Origin of the sequence: Paenibacillus sp. FSL L8-0435 (genome assembly GCF_037965655.1) — a bacterium.
Classification (GTDB): Bacteria; Bacillota; Bacilli; order Paenibacillales; family Paenibacillaceae; genus Paenibacillus.
In genome coordinates this window covers 5543361-5568066 of the sequence record NZ_CP150185.1, presented here as the reverse complement: position 1 = coordinate 5568066, position 24706 = coordinate 5543361, and the positions used below count along the sequence as shown (strand labels likewise).

General features: G+C 46.2%; 18 protein-coding genes and 1 tRNA gene. 16 read left to right on the top strand and 3 right to left on the bottom strand.

Annotated features, from left to right (window positions below; translation table 11 throughout):
- Window position 1 precedes the first annotated feature (1 nt).
- Window positions 2–3970, top strand: coding sequence for a S8 family serine peptidase (locus tag NST33_RS24780; RefSeq protein WP_221820875.1), 3969 nt, complete (start codon window positions 2–4; stop codon window positions 3968–3970).
- A 129-nt stretch (window positions 3971–4099) separates the two neighbouring features.
- On the opposite strand, the gene NST33_RS24775 is transcribed toward NST33_RS24780, so the two are convergent.
- From NST33_RS24775 to NST33_RS24765, 3 genes are all read right to left on the bottom strand, one after another.
- A complete protein-coding gene (locus NST33_RS24775; RefSeq protein ID WP_221820874.1) occupies window positions 4100–5329 on the bottom strand; it encodes an MFS transporter in 1230 nt (409 codons plus the stop codon).
- A 366-nt stretch (window positions 5330–5695) separates the two neighbouring features.
- A complete protein-coding gene (locus tag NST33_RS24770; protein ID WP_221820873.1) occupies window positions 5696–5905 on the bottom strand; it encodes a hypothetical protein in 210 nt (69 codons plus the stop codon).
- 58 nt (window positions 5906–5963) lie between these two features.
- Window positions 5964–6037, bottom strand: a tRNA-Arg gene (locus NST33_RS24765).
- 326 nt (window positions 6038–6363) lie between these two features.
- On the opposite strand from NST33_RS24765, the gene NST33_RS24760 reads away from it, so the two are divergent.
- The 15 genes from NST33_RS24760 (at window position 6364) to cobA (ending at window position 24642) form a co-directional block, all read left to right on the top strand.
- Window positions 6364–7206 carry a hypothetical protein gene (locus tag NST33_RS24760; RefSeq protein WP_256704391.1) on the top strand — a complete coding sequence of 281 codons (843 nt, stop codon included), beginning with the start codon at window positions 6364–6366 and terminating at the stop codon, window positions 7204–7206.
- Window positions 7207–7344: 138 nt separating this feature from the next.
- A complete protein-coding gene (gene tig / locus NST33_RS24755; RefSeq protein ID WP_221820872.1) occupies window positions 7345–8685 on the top strand; it encodes a trigger factor in 1341 nt (446 codons plus the stop codon).
- Between the two features lie 379 nt (window positions 8686–9064).
- Window positions 9065–9655: an ATP-dependent Clp endopeptidase proteolytic subunit ClpP gene (gene clpP, locus NST33_RS24750; protein WP_076216932.1), complete on the top strand. Its 591-nt coding sequence runs from the start codon at window positions 9065–9067 to the stop codon at window positions 9653–9655.
- 12 nt (window positions 9656–9667) lie between these two features.
- Window positions 9668–10921: an ATP-dependent protease ATP-binding subunit ClpX gene (clpX, locus tag NST33_RS24745; RefSeq protein WP_076216933.1), complete on the top strand. Its 1254-nt coding sequence runs from the start codon at window positions 9668–9670 to the stop codon at window positions 10919–10921.
- Between the two features lie 120 nt (window positions 10922–11041).
- Window positions 11042–12139: a flavodoxin-dependent (E)-4-hydroxy-3-methylbut-2-enyl-diphosphate synthase gene (gene ispG / locus NST33_RS24740; RefSeq protein WP_076216934.1), complete on the top strand. Its 1098-nt coding sequence runs from the start codon at window positions 11042–11044 to the stop codon at window positions 12137–12139.
- A 167-nt stretch (window positions 12140–12306) separates the two neighbouring features.
- A complete protein-coding gene (lonB, locus tag NST33_RS24735; protein WP_339305476.1) occupies window positions 12307–14061 on the top strand; it encodes an ATP-dependent protease LonB in 1755 nt (584 codons plus the stop codon).
- 86 nt (window positions 14062–14147) lie between these two features.
- The gene (lon, locus tag NST33_RS24730; protein WP_221820870.1) at window positions 14148–16487 is read left to right on the top strand and encodes an endopeptidase La; all 2340 of its coding nucleotides are present in this window, start codon (window positions 14148–14150) and stop codon (window positions 16485–16487) included.
- A gap of 156 nt (window positions 16488–16643) precedes the next feature.
- A complete protein-coding gene (yihA, locus tag NST33_RS24725) occupies window positions 16644–17300 on the top strand; it encodes a ribosome biogenesis GTP-binding protein YihA/YsxC (RefSeq protein WP_221820869.1) in 657 nt (218 codons plus the stop codon).
- Between the two features lie 266 nt (window positions 17301–17566).
- Window positions 17567–18154: a non-ribosomal peptide synthetase module gene (locus NST33_RS24720; RefSeq protein WP_076216938.1), complete on the top strand. Its 588-nt coding sequence runs from the start codon at window positions 17567–17569 to the stop codon at window positions 18152–18154.
- A 336-nt stretch (window positions 18155–18490) separates the two neighbouring features.
- Window positions 18491–18892 (top strand): adenosylmethionine decarboxylase, encoded by a 402-nt coding sequence (gene speD / locus NST33_RS24715; RefSeq protein WP_091011877.1) that lies wholly within the window; start codon window positions 18491–18493, stop codon window positions 18890–18892.
- A 340-nt stretch (window positions 18893–19232) separates the two neighbouring features.
- Window positions 19233–20618 carry a glutamyl-tRNA reductase gene (gene hemA, locus NST33_RS24710; RefSeq protein ID WP_221820868.1) on the top strand — a complete coding sequence of 462 codons (1386 nt, stop codon included), beginning with the start codon at window positions 19233–19235 and terminating at the stop codon, window positions 20616–20618.
- Window positions 20619–20671: 53 nt separating this feature from the next.
- Window positions 20672–21460 (top strand): cytochrome c biogenesis protein CcsA, encoded by a 789-nt coding sequence (gene ccsA / locus NST33_RS24705; RefSeq protein ID WP_091037986.1) that lies wholly within the window; start codon window positions 20672–20674, stop codon window positions 21458–21460.
- Window positions 21461–21465: 5 nt separating this feature from the next.
- A complete protein-coding gene (locus NST33_RS24700) occupies window positions 21466–22116 on the top strand; it encodes a bifunctional precorrin-2 dehydrogenase/sirohydrochlorin ferrochelatase (protein WP_221820867.1) in 651 nt (216 codons plus the stop codon).
- Window positions 22117–22118: 2 nt separating this feature from the next.
- The gene (hemC, locus tag NST33_RS24695) at window positions 22119–23075 is read left to right on the top strand and encodes a hydroxymethylbilane synthase (protein WP_036605896.1); all 957 of its coding nucleotides are present in this window, start codon (window positions 22119–22121) and stop codon (window positions 23073–23075) included.
- Between the two features lie 4 nt (window positions 23076–23079).
- Entirely contained in the window at window positions 23080–24642 is a 1563-nt protein-coding gene (gene cobA, locus NST33_RS24690; protein WP_221820866.1) for a uroporphyrinogen-III C-methyltransferase, read from the top strand.
- Window positions 24643–24706: the final 64 nt, after the last annotated feature.

Sequence of the window (24706 nt, the reverse complement as noted above, 5' to 3'; positions counted from 1 at the left end):
CTTGAGTAAACGATTGATATCCACGTTATTAAGTGTTCTGATGGTCTTTTCCATTATTCTCCCCGCGGCTGGAGCCGCTCCCGCAGATTCAGTTATTCAGCTTGACAACTTACCCAGTACAGCCGAAGCCAAACAATGGAGAGAGATTCTTGCAGGACGGGAAGCAAAACTTGCCGCAGATCCATTTTTGGATAAAAGCTTGGAAGGTCTGGGTGGAGAGAACACCCGAGTGATCGTTGAGCTTTCCAATAAACCTGTTGCAGTAGCGCAAGGTGAATCAACCCTCTCTGGAAAATCTTTTACCTCCTCTATGGAAACAAAGGCTGTGACTCAAGTTGAGCAACAACAACAGTCATTTGTACATAGCCTCACTCAGAAGAAAATCAAACATGAAGTATTGGAAGAATATGTATATGCCCTGAATGGTGTAGCAATTGAACTTAAAGGAAACCAGGTGGGACAATTGCTTCAAATACCTGGCGTGGTCAGCGTATATCCTGACCTTGAAGTTACAATAGCGCCTGAGACAGATGAAGTGAACCCGTATATGAAAGACACAGCGCCTTTTATTGGTGCACCTGAAGTATGGGATCTGGGTTACAAAGGAAATGGCATTAAAGTCGGCGTCATCGATACAGGGATTGACTATGAACATCCTAATTTGCAGGAAGCTTACAAAGGCGGATGGGACTTTGTTGGAAACGACAATGATCCGTATGAAGCGACATATCAAGAATGGAAAGCTTCGGGTGAACCTGAGTTCAATGATACTGGAAGCGCCTATTATACCTCCCACGGTACGCACGTAGCGGGTACCGTTGCTGCTCGCGAAGCAGGGGACTACGGTATTGTTGGTGTGGCTCCTGAAGCAGATATCTATGCTTACCGTGTACTTGGACCGTATGGTAGTGGTCAAACCTCATGGGTACTCGGCGGAATTGATCGTTCTGTTCAAGATGGCATGGACGTAATTAATCTCTCGTTAGGTAACGCCGCCAACGATCCGAGTTATATTACTTCAGTTGCCCTGAACAATGCCATGCTGTCTGGCGTGACAGCAGTTGTGGCAAGTGGTAACAGTGGCCCCAACCGTTATACACTCGGTTCTCCGGGTGCGTCTGCAATGGCCATTACAGTAGGTAACTCTACAGGACCTAGCCAGGTGATTACAGCCGATACCCACTTCTGGATTGGTGAGGAAGACGAAGAGGCAAAACCTGAACAACAACCGGTGCCAGAGGTTGAACAATCTCCTGAACTGGGTACGGCACCTGGAACAGAAGAGCCAGAAGGTTCGGAGCAAGGTGTACCTGCAACTGCTGATGAGGAAAGTGCAGCAGCTGTGGAGGACACAGTTTCTAACGAAGCTGAAGTTCCGAATGTAGAAGAAGTTACAACAGAAGAAAATACTGAAAATACTCCATCTGTATCACCTTCTGCACCGGTTGAAGCTTCTCCTGAAGCTGCTCCTGTGGAAGAAGAGTCTGTAATTGCTCCGACTGAAGCTCCACTGGCTGTTACAGAGTCGGTTTACCGTCTGGATCTGATGGGATGGAGCCTGTCTGCAGACCCTGGAACTGTTTTGACAGGCAAATATGAACTTGAATTTGCAGCACTGGGTAAGCCAACTGATTTTGAAGGCAAGGATTTTACAGGTAAAGTGGCATTAATACAGCGTGGTGAAATCGCATTTGTAGAGAAAATCGCCAATGCTAAAGCGGCTGGAGCCTTGGCTGTTATTGTATATAACAACATTCCCGGCCCAATCGGTGTAAGTCTGGGCGATAACTTTGAACTCATTCCAACACTGAGCATGTCCAAGGAAGATGGAGATGTGATCAAGGCTGAGCTGGACGCAGGCCAAGCCGTTGAAGTGAGCTTTAGTGATTTTGAACGTTCCCAAACTCCGGGTGATGAAATGAATTCATCCAGTTCACGTGGACCTGCAAAGGTAACACTGGACATCAAACCGGATATTGTTGCACCAGGTACAAGTATTTTGTCTACGATTCCTGCCTACGGCAAGGATGAGCCAGACGCAGATTACGCACAAGCTTATGATCGTAAATCAGGTACAAGTATGGCTACACCTCATGTAGCTGGTTTGATTGCGCTGCTGATCGAGAAACATCCGGAATGGACACCATTTGATATCAAAGTTGCACTGATGAACAATAGTAAGGTGCTGGATACAACCAAGTTTGATGTATTTGATCAAGGTGCTGGCCGTATTCAGGCTGTAAATACCATTGATCCTGCTGCTTTTGTCAAAGTGGTTGATGTAACTCAATACACAGAAAGTGGCTCTGTTGTTGAGAAGGAGAATATCACGGGAAGTATCAACTACGGTAATTTCCTGAGCACAGATGAAAAGACGATTACCAAAACGATTAAAGTTGAAGCGCTGAATGGTAGTGGAGGGGATTACACCGTAAATGTGAATCCAACTCGTAATGTCGCTGGTGTATCCGTTGCGGTAGAAAAGAGTTCCTTCACACTGAATGGTGAAGAAGAACTTGCAGTGACAATCACCGTTCCACGAGGGGTTACTGCGACTACAGAAGCACAAGGATACATTGAGTTCTCGAACGGAACCAACACTTTTACTGTGCCATATGTTGCTCATTTCAACGTTACGTTGAGTGGGGTTAAATATATTGAAACCGTAAAAGGCACTGAGAAAAATCCATTCCACTATCCATTGAAGGCTGATGGTACGTTGGATACCCTTAATGTAGCTATGGAATTCTATAATCCGATGACATTTGCCCTGATTGAGATCTATGATGGTCTTAATCCGGAAGGTGGATATTATCAAGATGGTTATATTGGCTCCATCTTTGGTAACTATTTTAATTTCAATGCCAATGCAAGATACAATCTTGCTTGGGACGGCTCATATGCAGATTACACAACCGATGAAGTGACTGAGATCCCGGATGGTTTATATACGGTAGACATCACTACCATTGGTACAGACGGCAAAACCTATAAGGAAGACACTTCGCCATTTTTGGTGAAAAAGACAGCTCCGGCTGTAACTGCACCAGAAGCGTTGGAGTTCAGAGAGGATGAGCCTGTTGTTCTTAATGGTAGCGTGGAAGACTTGTACTTCCGTGTAGCTCCTGCGCTTGCCAGCGGATGGGACATCACGTTTGATCCGGCCGCTTCCCTGGAAGCAACGTATGTTGTGAAAAAAGAGGATGGTTCGGTTTATAAAGAAGGAGTCTTTGAAGTACAAGCTGATGGCAGCTTCAGCCTTCCTTTGGAGGGGATTGTAGCCGGTGAGTATGCTGTTGAACTTACAGTAAAAGACCAACAGGGGCTTGCGGGCACAGCCAATACGGCACTGAAATTGGAAGCCGTGGAGACTGAACCTGAAACTCCGGCAACCAAGGCCCCAGGTACGCCTGTGTTGTCTCACAATAACTGGGTAGGCAACGGCCTGCCAGAGGGCTCGTATATCGTTACCATGAACCTGTGGTGGGGTGAGAACGGAACTAGCTACAAGTTATATGAGGACGGGGTTTTGATTGATACGCAGAAGCTGACTTACAACGCACCTTGGGCGCAGTTTGCTCAGACGAAGATCACGGGCAAAGCCAATGGCACGTATACGTACGTGGCTGAGCTGACCAACGACAAGGGAACAACGCGGAGTCAGACGTTGACTGTTCGGGTTACCAACGCTACGCCAGGCAAAGCGGTTCTCTCTCAGGATAACTGGGATGGCGATGGAAAGTATAAGGTGACCATGAACCTGTGGTGGGGGACCAACGCCACAGAGTATCGTCTCTATGAAAATGATAAGTTGATCGATACGCAAGAACTCCGTTCGGCTACACCTAATGCGCAAAGTGCTGTGACTACACTGTCCGGGAAAGCATCGGGCACGTATACGTATCGGGCAGAGTTAATTAACGCAGCCGGAGTGACCAGCACAGACACGATTAAGGTAAAAGTGAAGTAAGTTTATCCCTCATTGAAATTGAATTAAAATTGATTAAATTAATGAAGGAATTTTTTTATGCATAAACAGCCTCCATCCTGATTTGCAGGATGGAGGCTGTTTTGTTTTTTTTATAAATGAATTGTATGACTAACCGATCATTCTATTTTTGCTGGCCTGAATCCCTGCGATTAGCAAAGCGATGGCCAGAATGACCTGTATTAGCAACGGCAGGGTCCATCCTTTTGTCCAGTCATGAAGCATGCCGAACAGTAGAGGTCCTACTGCCGCAAGCATATATCCGAAGGACTGGGCCATACCGGACAGGCTGGCAGCTTGTCTGGCATCTTTTGTGCGAAGGACGAAGAACATGGTTACCATGCCAAATGAAGCTCCAGCACCTATTCCTGCCAACGTGACACCAATGGTAACGAGCGAAGCGATGCCACTTAACAATAAAGCATACCCGACAATCAAAGAAGAGCACGTAATCGCGGTTAGAACACGCTGATCTCGCGTTCGGCCGGCGAGGATTGGAACGATAAAGGTAGCCGGTACACTAACCATCTGCATTAGGGAGAGCATCCACCCTGCTGAGGTGGGACTGAATCCTTGCTCAGCGAGAATCTCGGGAAGCCAGGTAATCGTTGTATAGAATATTAGAGATTGCAGACCCATAAATAAAGTAATGAACCAGGCAAGGGAAGAGGTCCGTAGACGTACAGGCGTCCCTTCACTCTGTGTGGCTATGAATAACATTCGCTGACGTCCTGCGGCGATCTGGGGGAGCCACAAGAGAAGCGCCAATATGGACAACAAGGCCCACATGCCTAACGAAGCACGCCAACCCATAGATGTGGCTCCTGCTACGGGTACACTCACACCTGAGGCGATGGCGCCAAATATGTTCATGGATACAGAGTATAATCCGGTGACGATACCTACTCGCAATGGGAAATCGCGTTTGATCAAACTTGGCAAAAGCACGTTGCTTAATGCAATGCCGCACCCCAAAATTGCGGTTCCAGCATATAAGGAGAGAGCGGAAGGCAACAAGCGTAGGGCCACCCCAATGGTTACAATCATGACAGCCAATAGCAGAGCAGATTCGAGTCCTAACCGTTTGGCAAGACGTGGAGCAAAAGGGGAGACTGCTGCAAAGGCGAGCAAAGGAAGTGAGGTCAGAAGCCCGACCATTGTATGGCCGATACCTGTATCTGAGCGGATCATCTCCACTACAGGTCCGGTTACTGTAATCGGTGACCTCATGGTAGCGGCGATGACGATAATGCCTGCTAACAACAGGCCGAATCTTTTGGATGTTGAAGAATGTTCTTCCTCGGTATGGATAGATGAGTGTTGCTGTATTGAAGATGACATTGATAAAATCTCCTGTGTCCTATGAAGTTAATATGTATGGATTGTTACATAATCCACTCCGTAAGCATAACATTCTATGTCAATATTGAGCAATGAAATGAAAAAACACCCAATGGACCGTGGGTGCTTTGACTAACCTGTGAACTCTAACGAATCCATGAAGTCTTCTAATGGGTAAAACCGCTATTTTCAGATTCTACCGAACCTCAGCGACGTTAATCAGGCTATGAAGTGTGCAAATAAGTGAGTTAATATTCCAGAATGGTGAAATAAGCTTTCTAAGATTCGTTAGAATTCAGTTATGCTGAATTTGTAGCAAATAAACTGTCCTGTGTTCGTTAGAACATCGATACTTCAACGTATTGCTTATAGAGTGAGCAAATGCAGACGCTCCAATGCAGCGACATAGAGCACGTAACGAAGCGAATGCTCCGACGAACCATTGGGATTCTCATCCCCAGAACGCAAAAAAACTTCCCGAAGGAAGTTTCTTTTTAATACGTCCCAGGAGGGATACTCTCCTTGCAGTCGAGACTGCGAAGTGGTGCTAACGAAGCGAATGCTCCGACGAACCATTGGGGTTCTCATCCCCAGAACGCAAAAAAAGCTTCCCGAAGGAAGCTTCTTTTTAATACGTCCCAGGAGGGATTCGAACCCCCGACCGACGCCTTAGAAGGGCGTTGCTCTATCCAGCTGAGCTACTGAGACATGATTTTTTTCAAGCAAAATTGATTTTATCATATGCATACAGGAATATCAAGCATTTTATTTTAAACTGTTTTTCGTATATGATATTTGGCGGCAGTAACGTTTTTTTCATTATATTTAAGGTTATGTTAGAATATCAGGAGAACTCAAAAAAATAGATCAACAATCGTTTTAATATATATCTATTTAGGTTGATGCCAACTGGAGATTCAGGATATAGAGGAGGTGCTCCCATTAAGGAATCCACGACCCCGGAAACCGAGCATAACAACAATATTGTGCTGTTTCCTAAGACGCTGGACTATTACCAGATTCAATTGACAGTTATGCTTGAAAATGAACGGTATGGTGAAGCGATGAAATTGCTTCACTTTTTGCTGCAATGTCAGGGACAGGAAGAGCGCCACTACGATGAATGGCGGGCCCTGCTCGAATGGCTTCAGGCTGCGTTTCCTCAATATGAAGAAACCTCGCCTGCCGTTCTTGAAGAACGAGAAGAGGAAGAAGAGATTAGTGAGGAGGACATGGCACGACAGCATGCCCGAATGAAGCTTGAACAGGATGATGGCTATGCAGATAAGATGCTTCGCACAGTCATGGAAGAGCCGCTGTCTGAACAGACAATGCTGGCTTTGGAGCAGCTGGCCTATCTTGATCTGCCGAAGATTGATGAGGCACTTACGAGTTGGTTAAAAGAGAAGTCACTTCACCCTTTGCTTCAATTTCGGGTGCTGCAAACCTTGCGTCGCCGAGGCGTTCAAGGTATGATCCTGTTTACGAGAGGCGAAGAGCAGGTTGAAGTCGAGATTGATACCGTGCCTCTTAAACCAGAGGAATTCCCGCTCCAGATCGTTCAGATTTTGGAACGAGTGGCAGATCAGACGGAGGTTCATGAACCTACGCTCTTTTATTTTGCTCAGGAGTTATGGATACAATATGTCATGGCCGTGTATGGAACTCGTGATTATGTATCCATGTTGGAAGAAAATGATTCCATGACAGATATATGGGCAGCAGCTCTACATATGACCGTTGCAGACAGTCTGGGTGGCTCGCATGATGAGGAAAATACTCGCTCAATGTATGCTGTGACAGGGGCAATGCGCTTTCGGCTGGAGCAGGCTTATCGTTCCATGAAGCAGTTTGTATCTGCCGGATTGGATGGTTAATAGAGGCCGGAAACGTTTTCCTTAAACCGTATCAAGGGATTCCCCTTGAAAAAGAATCTAATCTTGTTTATACTAAAATGGTTATTTTGTACGTGATTGCCTACGTGAACATGTGAATTTTGGAGGGGAAAGTATACAATGAAAGCAACTTGGGAAAAGATAGAGAAGAACCTTGGGGTTCTTGAGGTTGAAGTGGATGCAGATCGTGTAACTGCAGCGCTCGACAAAGCTTTTAATAAAGTGGTTAAACAAGCAAACGTACCTGGATTCCGTAAAGGTAAAGTACCACGTTCCATCTTCGAAGCACGTTTTGGTGTAGAAAGCCTTTATCAAGAAGCAATCGACATTTTGCTTCCTGAAGCTTATACAGAAGCAATCGACCAAACGGATATCTTCCCGGTTGATCGTCCTGACGTAGATGTTGAACAATTCGCTAAAGGACAAACTTTCAAGTTCAAAGCAAAAGTAACTGTGAAACCTGAAGTTACTCTTGGTGACTACAAAGGAATCGAAGTTGCTGTAGCAAAAGGTGAAGTAACTGAAGCAGAAGTGACTGAAGAACTTGAGCGTCTTCAACAACGTCACGCTGAACTCGTTGTAATCGATGAAGGTTCCGCTGCTAACGGCGACGTTGCAGTAATCGACTTCGATGGTTCCGTTGATGGTGTACCTTTCGAAGGTGGACAAGCTGAACGTTATTCCCTGGAACTGGGTTCCAACACATTCATTCCTGGATTTGAAGAACAAGTTGTGGGTCTGTCCACAGGTGACTTCAAAGACGTAGAAGTGACTTTCCCAGAGAGCTACCATGCAGCAGAACTTGCTGGCAAACAAGCGGTATTTAAAGTGAAAATTCACGAAATCAAACGCAAACAGCTTCCTGCATTGGATGATGAGTTTGCTAAAGATGTTAGCGAATTCGACACTCTTGAAGAGTACAAAGCTGACCTGAAAACACAATTGGAATCCCGTAAAGCTGACGAAGCCAAAGCTGCACAAGAAAATGCAGTTGTAGAAAAAGTGGCTGAGAACGCTGAAGTGGACATTCCTGCTGCAATGGTTGAGAGCGAAGTACAAAACATGATGCGCGATTTCGATAACCGTTTGCGTAACCAAGGTATGAACCTTGAAATGTTCCTGAGCTTCTCTGGCCAGACTCAAGCTGACCTGAGAGGACAAATGCAAGAAGATGCTTCCAAACGTGTTCGCAACAACCTTGTGCTTGAAGCTGTAGGTAAAGCGGAAAACATTGAAGTATCTGACGAAGAAGTGAATCAAGAACTCGAGAAAATGGCTGAATCTTACAAGCGTCCTGCTGATGAGATCCGTGGCATCCTCGAAGGTAATGGTTCCCTGGACAGCCTTCGCGATGAAGTTAAACTGCGTAAAACGATTGACGTTCTTGTTGAGAACAGCACAGTTGTTGAACCGGTTGAAGCTCCAGCTGAAGAAGTTGTTGCAGAAGCTGACGAAAAATAAGACAAGCTATTATCAACTTGTCAGTTGAATAAACGATAAGGCACGTGAATTATTGCGTGCCTTATTTTTAAATTACGACATCCATTTTATAGAAAATGAAGTAATTATATGGATGAACACTAATTTTATTGATCCCTGTACACTTTTTACATACCTATGTACTTCATGCAAATAAAAAAAGGCAATACGGCATAGGATGGCTTCAATTTGCACATACATAGAAAACATGGTTAAATATGATCAGGCTAAAAAAGTAAACAAACGGATGTCTGACCCTTCTTGTGAAAAATGACATTGTCACAGGAAAGTGTTAGAATGAATTTGGGTTTGCTTTACAGGTGGCCTATGTCTAATTACATGTAGAAAAGAGGTTGGTCTCATGAGTCTGGTGCCAATGGTTATAGAACAAACCAATCGAGGCGAGCGGTCTTACGATATATATTCACGTTTGCTGAAAGATCGCATTATCTTTCTAACCAGTGCGATTGATGACGATGTAGCCAATCTTGTCATAGCACAGCTTTTGTTTTTGGCAGCCGACGATCCTGAGAAGGATATCAGCTTGTACATTAACTCACCTGGTGGTTCTGTCACCGCAGGGATGGGTATATACGATACGATGCAATTTATCAAGCCGGATGTATCTACCATTTGCGTTGGGATGGCAGCAAGCATGGGCTCGTTATTGCTGACAGCCGGTGCACCTGGCAAGAGATATGCGCTGACAAATAGCGAAGTAATGATTCATCAGCCGCTTGGCGGCATTCAAGGACAGGCTGCGGATATTAAGATACACGCAGAATGGATTATTAAAACACGTCAGAAACTGAATCAAATATACGTCGATCGTACGGGTCAGTCTCTTGAGAAAATTGAGCGGGATACAGACCGTGACTTCTTCATGAGCGCTGAAGAGGCTAAGACGTACGGCATTATTGACCAGGTGCTCAGTAGACCGATCAATTCCTAAAGGGGTGGTTTCATGTTTAAATTTAACGATGAGAAAGGGCAACTGAAATGCTCTTTTTGCGGTAAATCTCAGGAGCAGGTGCGTAAGCTGGTCGCTGGACCAGGCGTGTACATTTGTGATGAATGTATCGAACTTTGCACCGAAATCGTTGAGGAAGAACTCGGTCATGACGAAGAAGTAGACCTCAAAGATATTCCAAAACCAAAAGAAATTCGTAATATCCTGGATCAATATGTTATTGGACAGGAACAAGCGAAGAAGTCATTGTCTGTTGCGGTGTATAATCACTACAAACGGATCAACACACAAAGCAAAATTGAAGACGTTGAATTGTCAAAGAGTAACATTTTGCTGTTAGGACCAACAGGTTCTGGTAAAACGTTGCTTGCGCAAACGATGGCAAAAATTTTGAATGTTCCTTTTGCTATTGCGGATGCTACGTCATTAACAGAAGCGGGTTATGTAGGTGAGGATGTAGAGAACATCCTGCTCAAACTGATTCAAGCTGCTGATTATGATGTGGAAAAAGCAGAGCGTGGCATTATTTATATCGATGAGATTGATAAAGTAGCGCGTAAATCCGAAAACCCATCCATTACTCGTGATGTATCGGGCGAAGGTGTGCAACAGGCTCTCTTAAAAATTCTTGAAGGAACTGTGGCTTCTGTACCACCACAAGGTGGTCGTAAACACCCTCATCAAGAATTCATTCAGATCGATACAACGAACATCCTGTTCATTTGCGGCGGTGCCTTTGATGGTCTGGAGCAAATGATCAAACGCCGGATCGGTAAAAAAGTCATTGGCTTTAATACCGTTTCTGAGCAAAAAGATCTGAAACCAGGTGAATACCTGGGTATGGTATTGCCGGAAGATTTGCTGAAATTTGGTCTGATTCCGGAATTTGTAGGCCGTCTGCCAGTCATCTCCACTTTGGAGCCATTGGATGAAGATACGTTGGTACGGATTCTTTCTGAACCAAAAAACGCGCTTACCAAACAGTACCAAAAACTGCTTGAGCTGGATAATGTGAATCTGGTATTTGAACCAGCTGCATTGCTTGCGATTGCAAAAGAAGCAATTAAACGTAACACAGGTGCACGTGGATTACGTGCCATCATTGAAGGTATCATGCTTGAAATCATGTATGAAGTGCCTTCACGTGATGATGTTACGAACTGTGTCATTACCGAAGAAGTTGTTGAGAAAAGAGTCGTGCCTGAACTAAGCCAATCGAAGGACGATAAGCAGGAAGAGAGCGCCTAATAAAGGCCTGAATCCCGTTGAACTCTGAAATATAGACTTGTCAGTTCTCCACTTTGGCAGAAGGCGAATTCATGTCTCTGTCAGGGTGGAGCTTTGACGTTGTGGGGAGAGAAATCACTCATGTATTTAAGACAGGATACACGTCCCGTGAAAGTGGGAAACGTAACGATCGGTGGCAGTAACGAAGTCATTATCCAAAGTATGTGTACAACCAAAACGGCAGACGTTGAAGCAACGGTTGCAGAGATTCTGCGACTGGAAGAAGCGGGTTGTCAAGTGGTACGTGTAACGGTGAATAATGAGGAAGCTGCCGCAGCCATCAAGGAAATCAAGAAACGCATTCATATACCGCTCGTAGCGGACATTCATTTCAACTATAAGCTGGCTTTGCTTGCGATTGAGAACGGCATCGATAAAGTTCGGATTAATCCAGGTAACATCGGTAAACGTGCGAAAGTGGAAGAAGTGGTTAAGGCTTGTAAAGACCGTGGTATTCCGATTCGGATTGGAGTAAATGCGGGGTCTTTGGAAAACCATCTCCTTGAGAAGTATGGGTATCCTACGGCAGATGCTATGGTAGAAAGTGCATTGTATCACATTGGTATTTTGGAAGAGCTTGATTTCCATGATATCATCGTGTCACTCAAAGCATCGGATGTGCCGATGGCGATTGAGGCATATACCAAAGCAGCTCAAATCATTCCGTATCCGTTGCATCTCGGGATTACCGAAGCAGGTACACTGTTCTCCGGTACGATCAAAAGCTCCGCAGGTATGGGAGCCTTATTGTCCATGGGTATTGGTTCTACGATGCGGATCTCACTGAGTGCGGACCCGGTAGAAGAAATTAAGGTCGCTCGTGATCTGCTCAAAACATTTGGACTCATTACAAATGCAGCTACATTGATCTCCTGCCCAACGTGTGGACGATTGGATATCGACCTGTTCTCCATTGCCAACGAAGTGGAAGAGTATATCTCCAAACTGAAGGTGCCGATTAAAGTATCGGTGTTGGGTTGTGCGGTTAATGGTCCAGGTGAGGCCAAAGAAGCGGATATCGGCATAGCCGGTGCTCGTGGAGAAGGTCTCTTGTTCCGTCACGGCAAGATGATTCGTAAAGTACCTGAAGAAATCATGGTTGAGGAATTAAAAAAAGAGATCGACAAAATCGTCGAAGCCTACGAAGAGACAGGTGTTATTCCTGGTCGTTCGCACTGATTGATTCATATCTTGTTACAACAAAAGCTCGCCAGCGATGGCGGGCTTTTTATTTTCTCGCATACAAATTCTGCATCGCCCGTTTACGTCGCGTTGAAAAGGCTATACTACCAAGTATTAGCATGATCTCATATGAGAATAGCGACAAAATAGGAGGATGTGAAGCCATGGAATTTGGTATGGTCATCATGTTGATTCAGTTATTTTTTGGAGTGGTGATTGGTTTGTATTTCTGGAACCTGCTGCGTGGCCAGAAAACGAACCGCAGTGCCGTTGAGCTTGAATCTCGCAAGGAACTGGAGAAGCTGCGCAAGCTGCGTTCAATCTCACTCACCAAGCCGCTGTCGGAGAAGACGCGTCCAGCTACCATTAATGATATTGTTGGGCAAAAAGATGGGTTGCGTGCCCTTAAAGCTGCATTATGCAGTGCGAATCCGCAACATGTTATCATTTATGGCCCACCCGGAGTCGGGAAGACAGCTGCCGCAAGGGTTGTGTTGGAAGAGGCCAAGAAGAATCCATCTTCTCCATTTAAGCCAGACGCCAAATTCACGGAGCTGGATGCAACAACAGCCCGTTTTGATGAACGTGGTATTGCTGACCCCTTAATTGGTTCGGTTCATGATCCGATATATCAGGGAGCAGGAGCTATGGGCGTTGCTGGTATTCCCCAACCAAAACCGGGAGCTGTGACAAAAGCGCATGGGGGAATGCTTTTTATTGATGAAATTGGTGAATTACATTCGATTCAGATGAATAAGCTGTTGAAAGTGTTGGAGGATCGCAAGGTGTTTTTGGAGAGTGCGTACTATAACTCGGAAGACACGCATACTCCTGCTTATATCCACGATATTTTTCAAAATGGCCTACCGGCCGATTTCCGCCTTGTTGGAGCAACGACACGTTCCCCTCATGAACTGCCACCAGCTTTGCGTTCACGCTGCATGGAAGTTTATTTCCGTCCTTTGTTGCCTGAGGAGATTGGGCGAATTGCAGAGGATGCTGTTCAGAAAATAGGGTTCAGTCCATGTCCGGATGCCGTTGATGTGGTCAAGCGATATGCAACCAATGGACGTGAAGCGGTTAATATCATCCAGCTGGCTGCTGGACTTGCGCTGACAGAGAAGCGTGAGACGCTTCAGGCGTCTGATGTGGAGTGGGTGGCGGGTAGCAGCCAGATTCAGCCACGGCCTGATCGGAAGGTCCCTACACAGCCGCAGGTGGGGTTTGTTAACGGCTTGGCGGTATACGGACCGAATATGGGAACCATTTTGGAGATCGAAGTGTCTGCTGTTCCGGCTCTTAAAGATCAAGGCCGAATCAACATTACAGGCGTTGTGGATGAAGAAGAGATTGGAGGCGGTTCGCGTACACTCCGGCGAAAAAGTATGGCCAAAGGCTCGGTTGAAAATGTGTTAACCGTATTAAAAGCCATGGGTATTCGCCCGAATGATTACGATTTACACGTGAATTTCCCAGGTGGGACACCTATTGATGGTCCATCCGCCGGGATTGCCATGGCGACTGCCATTACATCAGCGATTCAGGGACGCCCTGTGGATCATGAGACAGCGATGACTGGCGAGGTCAGTATTCATGGTCGGGTTAAGCCTATTGGTGGCGTGCTAGCCAAGGTGGAGGCTGCCTTTCAGGCAGGAGCGAAGACCGTTATTATTCCCGCGGAGAACTGGCAGTCCATTTTTGAGAATCTGGATGGCTTGCGCGTTATCCCGGTAGATACCGTAGAGGATGTATTCCGTGAAGTGTTTGCCTGGGTTCCGGAATCACAACAGATGGAACAAACGAAGCTTGCAGAGGAGACAGTTGCACCTGCACCGGAGATTTTTCCGCCGGCATCCGCTTCCTATTTGCGTGCGGACGTGCCTCGCCCAGGACAGGTTACAGATTCGGGAAGCTGCTAAGCGCTTCCCTTCATTGGTTTTTTATGTGAACATTTGATAGAATAATGAATGACTACAACCTGAGAGCCATTGGAGGTGCGAAAGCGATGGGACCGAGCAAAGCGAAAGGTCGTCGTTTTCCTTTACTGCCTTTAAGAGGACTTCTCGTCTACCCGAGTATGGTACTGCATCTCGATGTGGGCCGGGAGAAATCGGTCAAGGCTTTAGAAAAAGCGATGGTAGAAGAACATCTGATTCTCCTATGTTCCCAAGCCGAAGTAAATATTGAAGAACCAACACAAGAGGACATTTTCAGAATCGGAACCGTGGCCAAGGTCAGACAGATGCTGAAGCTTCCAAACGGTACGATTCGTGTACTCGTAGAAGGCTTGGAACGGGCTGAAATTATTGAATATACGGACAACGAGGAATATTATGAAGTACTGGCTAAAGAGCTGCCTGAAGAGGAGAACACCCATCCGGAGACGGATGCCTTGATGCGTACCGTTCTGAACCAGTTCGAGAATTATATTAATCTGTCCAAAAAAGTGACACCAGAGACACTCGCAGCGGTGTCTGACATCGAAGAACCAGGGCGTCTGGCCGATGTCATCACGAGTCACCTGTCCTTGAAGATCAAGGATAAACAGGAAATTCTGGAGACCATCGATGTTCGGGAACGTCTGGAGAAATTACTGGATATCCTGAACAATGAGCGCGAAGTGCTGGAGCTTGAACGCAAGATCAGCCAACGCGTGAAGAAACAGATGGAGAAAACGCAGAAGGAATATTATTTGCGCGAGCAGATGAAAGCGATCCAGAAAGAACTGGGTGAAAAAGAAGGCCGTGCGGGTGAGGTTGAGGAACTTCGCACACAGATGGAAGAACTCGGCTTGCCGGACAAGGTGAAAGAAAAGGTCGAGAAAGAAATTGATCGACTGGAGAAAATGCCTGCAAGTTCAGCTGAGGGCGGAGTCATTCGCAACTACGTGGATTGGCTGCTTGGCCTTCCTTGGAGTCAGATGACAGCGGATGATCTGGATATCCAAAAAGCCGAAGATGTGCTGAATGCAGATCATTACGGATTGGAAAAGCCCAAAGAGCGTGTGCTTGAATATCTGGCTGTCCAGAAACTCGTCAAGAAGCTCAAAGGGCCCATTCTCTGTCTGGTTGGACCTCCAGGGGTCGGTAAAACATCACTTGCTCGTTCGATCGCGAGATCGCTGGGTCGGGAGTTTGTAAGAATATCTCTTGGCGGCGTGCGGGATGAAGCTGAGATTCGTGGTCACCGACGCACCTATGTAGGGGCCATGCCTGGGCGTATCATCCAGGGGATGAAAACGGCAGGTTCTCTGAATCCGGTATTCCTGCTGGACGAGATTGATAAGATGGCTTCAGACTTCCGCGGAGATCCTTCCGCAGCGTTACTTGAGGTACTTGATCCGGAACAGAATAATACGTTTAGTGATCATTTTGTAGAATTGCCGTTTGACTTATCCAACGTTATGTTTATAACAACTGCCAACACGGTACACAATATTCCGCGTCCATTGCTGGATCGGATGGAAATGCTCAACATCCCTGGTTACACGGAGCTGGAGAAGCTGCAAATTGCGAAAAACTATTTGTTGCCCAAACAGAAGCAGGACCATGGTCTGGAAGAAAAGCAATTGGAAATACCGGATGACGCGTTGTTGCGTGTAATTCGTGAATATACACGGGAGTCAGGTGTGCGTAATCTGGAACAGCAGATGGCTTCGTTGTGCCGGAAAGCTGCCAAGAACGTCGTATCTGGTGTGGAAGGTCAGATTAACATCTCATCAGATAAGATCAAAGACTACCTTGGACCTGGCAAATTCCGTTATGGTATGGCCGAACTGGAAGATCAGATTGGTACTGTAACGGGTCTGGCGTGGACTGAAGTGGGTGGAGATACCCTTATCATTGAAGTGACTGTTGTGCCTGGAACAGGTAAATTGACTCTCACAGGTAAACTGGGGGATGTCATGAAGGAATCGGCACAAGCCGCATTCAGTTACACCCGTTCCAAAGCTACACAGCTTGGAATTTCGCCTGACTTCCATGAGAAGAACGATATTCATATTCACGTTCCGGAAGGAGCGATTCCGAAGGATGGTCCATCTGCCGGGATTACGATGGCAACAGCGTTAATCTCAGCCTTAACAAACAAACATGTGTCCAAGGATATCGCGATGACTGGTGAAATAACACTGCGTGGACGTGTACTGCCGATTGGTGGTCTGAAAGAGAAATCACTGGCAGCCCATCGTGCCGGTTATAAAAAAATATTATTGCCTAAGGATAACGAACGGGACCTGCGTGACATTCCAGACAGCATCAAGGAAGATGTGGAGTTTGTACCTGTAGCCCATATGGATCAGGTATTGCAGCATGCACTTGTGGAGCAGACAGGCATTAACCTGTAATCCACACATCCGAAAGGTTCGTATGAAGAGTAGACCGTTCTGCGGAGGCTTCGGCGTCCGCTGGAACGGTTTTTTTGGTATGATAGAACAATCCATGGCATAATACCTTCAACAGGTGATGCATAGCATAGGCGTTCAAGAGAGGAAAGATACAATATGAAAGTAAATCAATCTGAATTTATTATCAGTGCCGTTCGGCCTGAACAATACCCCGATGACGGTCTGCCAGAGATTGCTTTGGCGGGACGCTCCAATGTGGGGAAATCTTCCCTGATCAACCGTTTGATCAATCGTAAAAATTTGGCTCGGACGAGCTCAACACCGGGTAAGACACAGCAACTCAACTATTATAAAATTAATCAGGATCTCTACTTCGTCGATTTTCCGGGATATGGCTACGCTAAAGTTTCCAAAGAGCAACGCTTTGCCTGGGGTAAAATGATGGAGAAATACTTGTTGGGACGCGAAGAATTGAAACTGGTTATGCAGATGGTGGATATGAGACATGAACCGTCCAAAGAGGACAAGATGATGAACGAATGGCTTCGTCATAATGGACTGCCTTTGGTTGTTGTAGCAACCAAGATGGACAAGATTCCAAAAACACGCAGAGCCAAATATATCAAAGTCATTAAGGAATCACTGGGTCTTCGTTCAGGGGATTTGTTTGTGCCGTTTTCATCCGAAGAGGGATTGGGGAAAGAAGAGTTATGGGACATCATTACCCGCCATGCCCGCATAGATAAGTATGCACCAGTGCTGGATGCAGAGGGTGCTTCTGATGAGGAAGAAACCAACGGAATTAACGGATAACCGAGATAGTACACCGTTTTAGTGCAGGAAAGTGAGCATGCTAAGTGAATCTTTGATGAGATCCAGATTAATCCGGTTTTTTATGGGATTTCGTGAGAATTCATCATCTGGCTCTGGAGAAATATAACGTTAGGGTAGTGTATAATGAGCATAGGTGCATATTGCCAACAGTACCAAACATCCGGCTTAGCCGGCCTGAAGAATTTTGAGATGACTGCTACATGTGCAGGAAGACAAAACAATCGGGAAAGAATTGAGGGATTTGTATGGCTCAGCGGTTAGCCACAGAGTATGTTAAGGCCACTATGAAATTGTCAGAACCCCAGATGCATCAGTTTTTGCGCATGACAGAAGACGGCAGGCTTCATCATCGGGTTAAGGTGTTGGACAATGGTTGTCAGGAGGTCGTGCTGGGGGATGTAAGTGGAGAAGAAGTGCATTTCCCTTTTGACCGCATAGAAGGGTTCTATATCTGTGAGTTATCTTGCCGCCTGGTGAATCTGCATCTGACCAACGTTGTCCGGAAGCTCTTTGTGACTTTTAAGGGTGACGGGGTCGTTCATCGGATCTATAAAGGGTTCACCATGACGTATGTTTATGCTCAAGGCACTGTCCACAAAATTGTGGAGAAGACCGGGGAGAACACCCGAGTGATCTATGAATACAAAAATACGTTGCTTGAATTGCAACATCTGTTCCAGGCCAGAGATGTAGAACGCGAAATCAACCGTGTGTATGCCGAGATCGATTCACTGCTGGACACTAGAAAAGATGCGACTGCTGATCAGCTCCATCAGATTGATGAGACCCTTGCTCGTCATCAAAAACGGTTGTTTGAGCTTGAAGCCTATTAGCTTAAAATTGTATGTTTATAAACGTATGTGTATATAATGAATTCCCTTGTATCTTCCGGGCAGTGGCACTCGCCAATGTGGAGGTTTCAGGGGGATTTTTTGATGTGAGATCAAATATTCCGAATTGAACATATTTATTTTACAATCTTCTGGAAAAGGGTTGATTTCACTCTGATTCAATGTTATTTTTAATCTCGTTGAAAACAATATAGGAACCAGGATTCACTCAGGACATTATATGTTGCGAGAGATTTTTCCCTCGGGAAGTGAATGACGTAGGTCCTAGCGGATGAAATTTTTTCAAACATTTTATTCCTAGGAAGGGGGAACCGAAGGATGGAATATTCAACTTTCGGAAGACACGTTGCTGTTGATACTTGGGGTGTCGACTTTAATCTACTGAACAATGCAGAGTATCTGGAAGCCCAAATGGTTGAAGCAGCGGAGGCATGTGGCGCGACAGTAATGTCCGTGCAGTCCAAGCAGTTTGACCCACAGGGAGCAACCGTACTTGTACTATTGTCTGAGAGCCATCTCTCCATTCATACGTATCCTGAGAGAGGTTTTGCAGCGATTGATTGTTACACTTGTGGGGAGACCGTAGATCCACAGCTTGCTATTGACTACCTGGTATCCGTATTAAAGCCTGAAAAAACGTATGCAAAGAAGTTGGTACGTGGATTGGGCGAATTGCAAGTTGAAACACCAGAGATGAACAACCAGACGGAACGGGTTTAAATAAAAAGTATATTGCATACAATGTTCACATATCGGGATGGACACATAACCTCCCAAACTCTAATAGTCATGGAATAATTCCATGGCTATTTGTTTTAATATGCGTATCGTTATGAATATTCATAATCAACACTTTTTAACGCATAACGGTGAACTTTGGTGAGACACTACAATAAATGACAGTGCATATGATGATGAACATGGTGATTTCATAAACATTTCATAAAAATGACCCGGTCACGGCTATGATGTGTGATATAATTAACCATGTCAATCATAAATGGATAGACATATGCAGTAAGCACTTTGATTGGAAATTTATTAGGCAGGTGAACTTGCAATGCACATCGTTGTCGTTGGTTTGAATTATCGCACGGCGCCTGTAGAGGTTAGGGAACGATTCACATTTGCAGAAAAGGACTTGTCTGAAGCGCTGCAGCAGCTCAAGCTGACCAAGAGTGTATTGGAAGGTGTAATCGTAGCCACATGTAACCGTACCGAGTTGTATGTTGTGGTGGACCGTCTTCACATGTGTGGTTATTTTATTCGAACATTTATGGAACAATGGTTTAATGTACCACGGGAAGAATTTACGCAACACTTATATATATATGAAGATGATCAAGCCATGCGCCATTTGTTCCGTGTCATCTGCGGACTAGATTCCATGGTCATTGGTGAGACTCAGATTCTTGGACAGGTGAAACAGGCTTTTCTTAAAGCGCAGGAAGAAAAATCAACAGGTACCTGGTTTAATAAGTTATTTAAACAGGCCGTTACGCTGGGTAAACGGGCACATTCGGAGACTTCCATCGGGGAGAGCGCCGTATCTGTCAGTTATGCTGCTGTTGAACTCGGTAAGAGGATTTTTGGCATGTTCACAGACAAGAAGGTGCTCATTTTGGGTGCTGGCAAGATGAGTGAACTAACCGTGAAACATCTCTATGCCAACGGGGCATCCGAGGTCATCGTGGCGAATCGTACGCTCGCAAGAGCTGAAGAATTGGCAGCCAAGTTCCGGGGTACACCTTGTACGATGGAACAGGCACTAGATCGACTTAATGAAGTTGATATTGTGATTAGTTCCACTGGAGCTGAACGTTATGTCATGGATGCAGCAGTGGTACGGGAGAGCATGAAGCGTCGTCAATCTCGCCCATTGTTCCTGATTGATATTGCGGTTCCACGCGATATTGACCCAGCGATTGGTGAATTATCCAACGTATTTCTCTATGACATTGATGATCTGGAAGGAATCGTGGAGAGCAACCTCGAGATGCGTAAGGTGGAAGCTGCCAAGATTGAGAGAATGATTGAGCTTGAGATGGAGGATTATTACCATTGGCTCAAAACGTTGGGTGTGCGTCCCGTTATTCGCGCTTTGCAGGAAAAAGGTGTTTCCATTCATGAAGAAACGATGGATAGCCTGTTTAATAAACTGCCTGAGCTCGATGAACATCAACGTAAAGTCATTCGTCGTTTGACCAAGAGTATTGTGAACCAAATGACGACAGATCCGATTAATCGGATTAAGGAAATGGCAGGCACGAAGCAAGGTGATGAAGCTCTGCGCATGTTTACTCAGATTTTCGCTCTGGAAGATTCAGTAGAGATGGCCGCTGAAAAAGTGAGTCAGAGTGATGCCACAGCTCTGGCGAAGCCAGCCGCTCACCTTAACGAAAACCGGCAAGACCCCGTGCCGGCTTATGCTCCGGCAGGCGTATAAGGCGGGTGGGCAGCTTGACCCTTGCTGAACAAGTTTATGAAGCTCTAATCTATATGTATGCCCTGAGCCTACTGTTCTATTTCTCGGACTGCATTCGACGCAATGCGGGGGCGAAGCGGACAGGCACAGGGTTTCTTGTCGTTGTTTGGGGATTGCAGGTAACGCATGTCATATTGCGCATGTGGACTGAAGGTCATTTCCCCATCTATACCACCTTTGATTTTTTGTTTATATTTTCATTCAGTATTGTGCTGATGTCTCTCGTCATGACTCGCATCCAGCGTTCTGAATTTGTCATTTTGTTGCTGAATGTTGTAGGTTTTTCCGTTACGGTATTAAACCGACTGTGGTTTACGGCCGGAGAGATATCACTGCATAACTGGCAAACGGTACATGGATTACTCATTATGCATATTACCTTGGCGAATCTTGGTTTTGCGGCGTTAACCGTTGCTACGGTATTTGCCTTGTTATATCTGTTCTTGCACCGTAAGTTGAAGAAAAAAAAGTGGAATGATACGATGCGACGGCTGCCAAGCCTGGAAGTGATCGGGAAGTATATGGATGGTGCTACGTTGATAGGAACACCGTTACTTGGTGTTTCTGTGATGCTTGCCGTATTATCCATTGTGGCGGAAAGACGCTGGATTCTACTCTTGGATCTCAAAGTTATTTCGACAGGTCTTGCTATAGCCATCTATGTAGGTTACTTCGTATCCAAGAGAAGGAAACAGTTCTCTACGATTATCATGGCAAGATGGACACTGATCGGGTACGGATTTGTCATTATAAGTTTTTTATCCAATGCGTATTCAGCGTTTCATCGTTGGACGGGAGAGTGAAGGGGATGGACCGTTACACGCCGATATTTGTGAATACTTCAGGCAAGAAGTGCTGCGTGGTTGGTGGTGGACGTGTTGCCGAACGTAAAATTAAGGGATTGCTGCATGCCGAGGCACAGATTACGGTCATTAGTCCGGAGCTTACTCCCGTATTAAAACAACTGCATCATGAATCCCGAATTCAATGGATAGACCGGTCCTACCGCAATGGAGATTTGCGGGGGGCCTTTCTCGTATATGCAGCGACTGACCATTCCGAGGTCAATTCAACTGTGGTTCGGGATGCGGAGGCTGCGGGCATATTGGTGAATAATGCAATGTCTTCGGAGCACAGCAGCTTTATTACGCCAAGCGTGGTAAGGCGTGGGAGATTAAGCATAGCAATATCCACAGCAGGAGCGGGACCGGCAGCAGCTGCGGAGATACGTGCCACACTCGAACGACAGTTCGGTGATGAATATGAGACGTACCTTGAGTTTTTGCACCAGATGAGGACTGAGGTGAAGTCACGCGTATCTTCTTCAAGTCTCAGAAGTACGTTGCTTCGGCAATTAACTGAAATGCACATATTAGAAGATATTCGTACAGGCCATTTTCGGTGGTGGACCGAAGAAGAAATCGGGGACTGGATATCCCATAATCAGGAGGAAGTGTAGATATGCGTACAATTAAAGTTGGAAGTAGACAGAGCGCGCTTGCGCTAACCCAGACAGGTCATGTCATTCAGGATTTACGCGATATTTGTGAGCGGGAAGGATTAGCTTTTGACTTTGAAGTACATAAGATTGTTACCAAGGGAGATCTCATTCTGGATGTAACGTTGTCAAAAGTGGGAGGCAAAGGTTTGTTTGTCAAAGAGATTGAACAGGCGATGCTTGATCGTACGATTGATATGGCTGTTCATAGTATGAAGGATATGCCTTCCGAGTTACCCGAAGGATTAATCAATGGTGCTATTCCCCGTCGTGCAGATCCACGGGATGCGCTGATCTCCAATGGTGGACTTACTCTGGATCAACTGCCAGAAGGAGCTAGAGTCGGAACAAGCAGTCTGCGCCGGTCGAGTCAATTAAAGGCCTATCGTCCAGATTTGCAATTGGAATCGATTCGCGGCAATATTGATTCCCGTCTGCGGAAGCTGGAGACCGAAGGATTCGATGCGATTATTCTGGCAGCTGCAGGATTGTACCGTATGGGATGGGAAGACCGGATCACAGAGTACTTGACGGAAACAGCTTGCCTTCCGGCAGTGGGTCAAGGCGCGCTTGGTATCGAATGTCGTGAAGACGATGAGGAACTGTTGCACTTGCTGCAGCTGTATAACGATCCCGAGACAGCATTTCCTGTACAGGCGGAACGCCGTTTTCTCAGTGTATTGAATGGGGGTTGCCAGGTTCCCATCGGTGCTCATGCGGTGTGGGTGCCTCAGCAAGATGCAGATTCCCTGAATGGTGAAAACACGTTACAATTAACAGGTATGGTCGGCACACCGGATGGTGGACTGATTCTTAAGGAAGCTATGATCGGCAAGGACCCGGTTCGTCTGGGAGAAGAAGTGGCTTGGAGATTGATCGAACGGGGAGCAGAGCAGATACTGGCAGAAGTTAGGGGATGAAGACATGGTGGGAAAGGTCTTTTTGGTAGGGGCAGGTCCTGGGGATGCAAAGCTGATTACGGTAAAAGGGTGGGAATCCATCGGTAAAGCCGATGCTGTAGTCTATGATCGTTTGGCAAGTCCGAGATTGTTGAAACAAATGAAACCCGGCGCAGTCAAGATTTACGTGGGCAAGCGCCCGGATCGGCATACGATGAAACAGGAAGAGATCAATCAACTGTTGGTGGATCTGGCGCTTGAGGGCAAGGTTGTGGTTCGGCTTAAGGGCGGCGATCCAACTATCTTTGGACGCGTGGGCGAAGAGGCGGGTTTGCTGCACAAAAACGGGATTCCGTTTGAGATTGTACCTGGGGTTACCGCTGCTATAAGTGTACCTGCTTATGCCGGAATTCCCGTCACTCACCGTGACTATGCATCTTCCATCTCTATTATTACGGGGCATGAGAGTCCGGACAAGCTTGATCGCAGTATTCATTGGGATAAAGTGACGAATGCAACGGGCACACTTGTATTTATGATGGGGGTTGCCAAAATTGGATATATCAGCGAACAATTGATTCGTCATGGTCGTCCAGCGCAAACACCGGTAGCTCTGATTCGTTGGGGAACACGAGCGGAACAGGATACCCTTATAGGCACCCTTGAAGATATAGAAGCGAAAGTGATCGCAGCCAATTTCCAACCACCAGCTGTTATTGTGGTGGGAGATGTCGTCAATCAGCGGGAACAGTTGAAATGGGCAGAAGCGCTGCCGCTGTTTGGCAAACGAATTCTGGTAACCCGTGCTCGCAGTCAGGCGAGTGAACTGGTGAATCGCATTGAGGAACTCGGCGGCGAACCGTATGAGTTTCCGGTCATTGAGACGGTCATGCCGTCCAGTGAATCTGCGCAGCAAAGTGTCAAAGACGCCTTCAGTGCTTTAAATACCTATGACTGGGTGTTTTTCACAAGTGTGAACGGCGTGGAGTTTTTCTTCCGCCATCTGGAACAGGAAGGCAAGGACATTCGCTCGATTCATCAAGCGAGAATTGCAGCCGTAGGACCTTCCACAGCAGATGCCTTGCGCAAACATGGGATCGTTGCAGAGGTTGTCAAAGGTCCTTTCCAGGCCGAAGGCATGCTTGAGACTTTTGAAAGTGAACTGAAGGAAGGTCAGAGAGTACTGCTTCCGCACGGTGATCTTGCACGTACGTGGTTGCGGGACCAGTTGAGAGAACGAGGACTTCAGGTCACCGAAGCCATCATCTACGATACGATCCTCGCTGGTGAGGATGATGACGAATTGCTTAAGTTGCTTGAAGAAGGTGGTATTCATGCGGTGACCTTTACAAGCTCATCGACGGTTACCAACTTCATGAGTATGTTGAAACGTATGGGGTTGCAAGATCCATTGCCTTTATTGAAAGATGTGGAGGTTGCGTGTATCGGACCTGTTACAGCGAAGACGGCAGAAGCCGCTGGACTAAAGGTTACACTGATGGCAGAGGAAGCAACGATGGATAGCTTGATCACAATTCTATGCGACTGGAAACGGACAGGCACCAAAGAAGGCGCTCTTCGAAATTAATACACATGTAATCATGTCAACATATGAAGCGTGCTGAATTCGATAGGATACCAGCGCGCTTCCC

Excerpts from the sequence above, each read along its gene's own strand:
- ccsA (WP_091037986.1), top strand. The coding sequence starts at position 20,672 with ATGTATGCCCTGAGCCTACTGTTCTATTTCTCGGACTGCATTCGACGC.
- hemC (WP_036605896.1), top strand. The coding sequence starts at position 22,119 with ATGCGTACAATTAAAGTTGGAAGTAGACAGAGCGCGCTTGCGCTAACC.
- NST33_RS24720 (WP_076216938.1), top strand. The coding sequence starts at position 17,567 with ATGGCTCAGCGGTTAGCCACAGAGTATGTTAAGGCCACTATGAAATTG.
- lonB (WP_339305476.1), top strand. The coding sequence starts at position 12,307 with ATGGAATTTGGTATGGTCATCATGTTGATTCAGTTATTTTTTGGAGTG.
- hemA (WP_221820868.1), top strand. The coding sequence starts at position 19,233 with ATGCACATCGTTGTCGTTGGTTTGAATTATCGCACGGCGCCTGTAGAG.
- ispG (WP_076216934.1), top strand. The coding sequence starts at position 11,042 with ATGTATTTAAGACAGGATACACGTCCCGTGAAAGTGGGAAACGTAACG.
- clpP (WP_076216932.1), top strand. The coding sequence starts at position 9,065 with ATGAGTCTGGTGCCAATGGTTATAGAACAAACCAATCGAGGCGAGCGG.
- yihA (WP_221820869.1), top strand. The coding sequence starts at position 16,644 with ATGAAAGTAAATCAATCTGAATTTATTATCAGTGCCGTTCGGCCTGAA.
- speD (WP_091011877.1), top strand. The coding sequence starts at position 18,491 with ATGGAATATTCAACTTTCGGAAGACACGTTGCTGTTGATACTTGGGGT.
- cobA (WP_221820866.1), top strand. The coding sequence starts at position 23,080 with ATGGTGGGAAAGGTCTTTTTGGTAGGGGCAGGTCCTGGGGATGCAAAG.
- clpX (WP_076216933.1), top strand. The coding sequence starts at position 9,668 with ATGTTTAAATTTAACGATGAGAAAGGGCAACTGAAATGCTCTTTTTGC.
- NST33_RS24760 (WP_256704391.1), top strand. The coding sequence starts at position 6,364 with ATGCTTGAAAATGAACGGTATGGTGAAGCGATGAAATTGCTTCACTTT.
- lon (WP_221820870.1), top strand. The coding sequence starts at position 14,148 with ATGGGACCGAGCAAAGCGAAAGGTCGTCGTTTTCCTTTACTGCCTTTA.
- NST33_RS24700 (WP_221820867.1), top strand. The coding sequence starts at position 21,466 with ATGGACCGTTACACGCCGATATTTGTGAATACTTCAGGCAAGAAGTGC.
- NST33_RS24770 (WP_221820873.1), bottom strand. The coding sequence starts at position 5,905 with ATGGTTCGTCGGAGCATTCGCTTCGTTAGCACCACTTCGCAGTCTCGA.
- NST33_RS24775 (WP_221820874.1), bottom strand. The coding sequence starts at position 5,329 with ATGTCATCTTCAATACAGCAACACTCATCTATCCATACCGAGGAAGAA.
- tig (WP_221820872.1), top strand. The coding sequence starts at position 7,345 with ATGAAAGCAACTTGGGAAAAGATAGAGAAGAACCTTGGGGTTCTTGAG.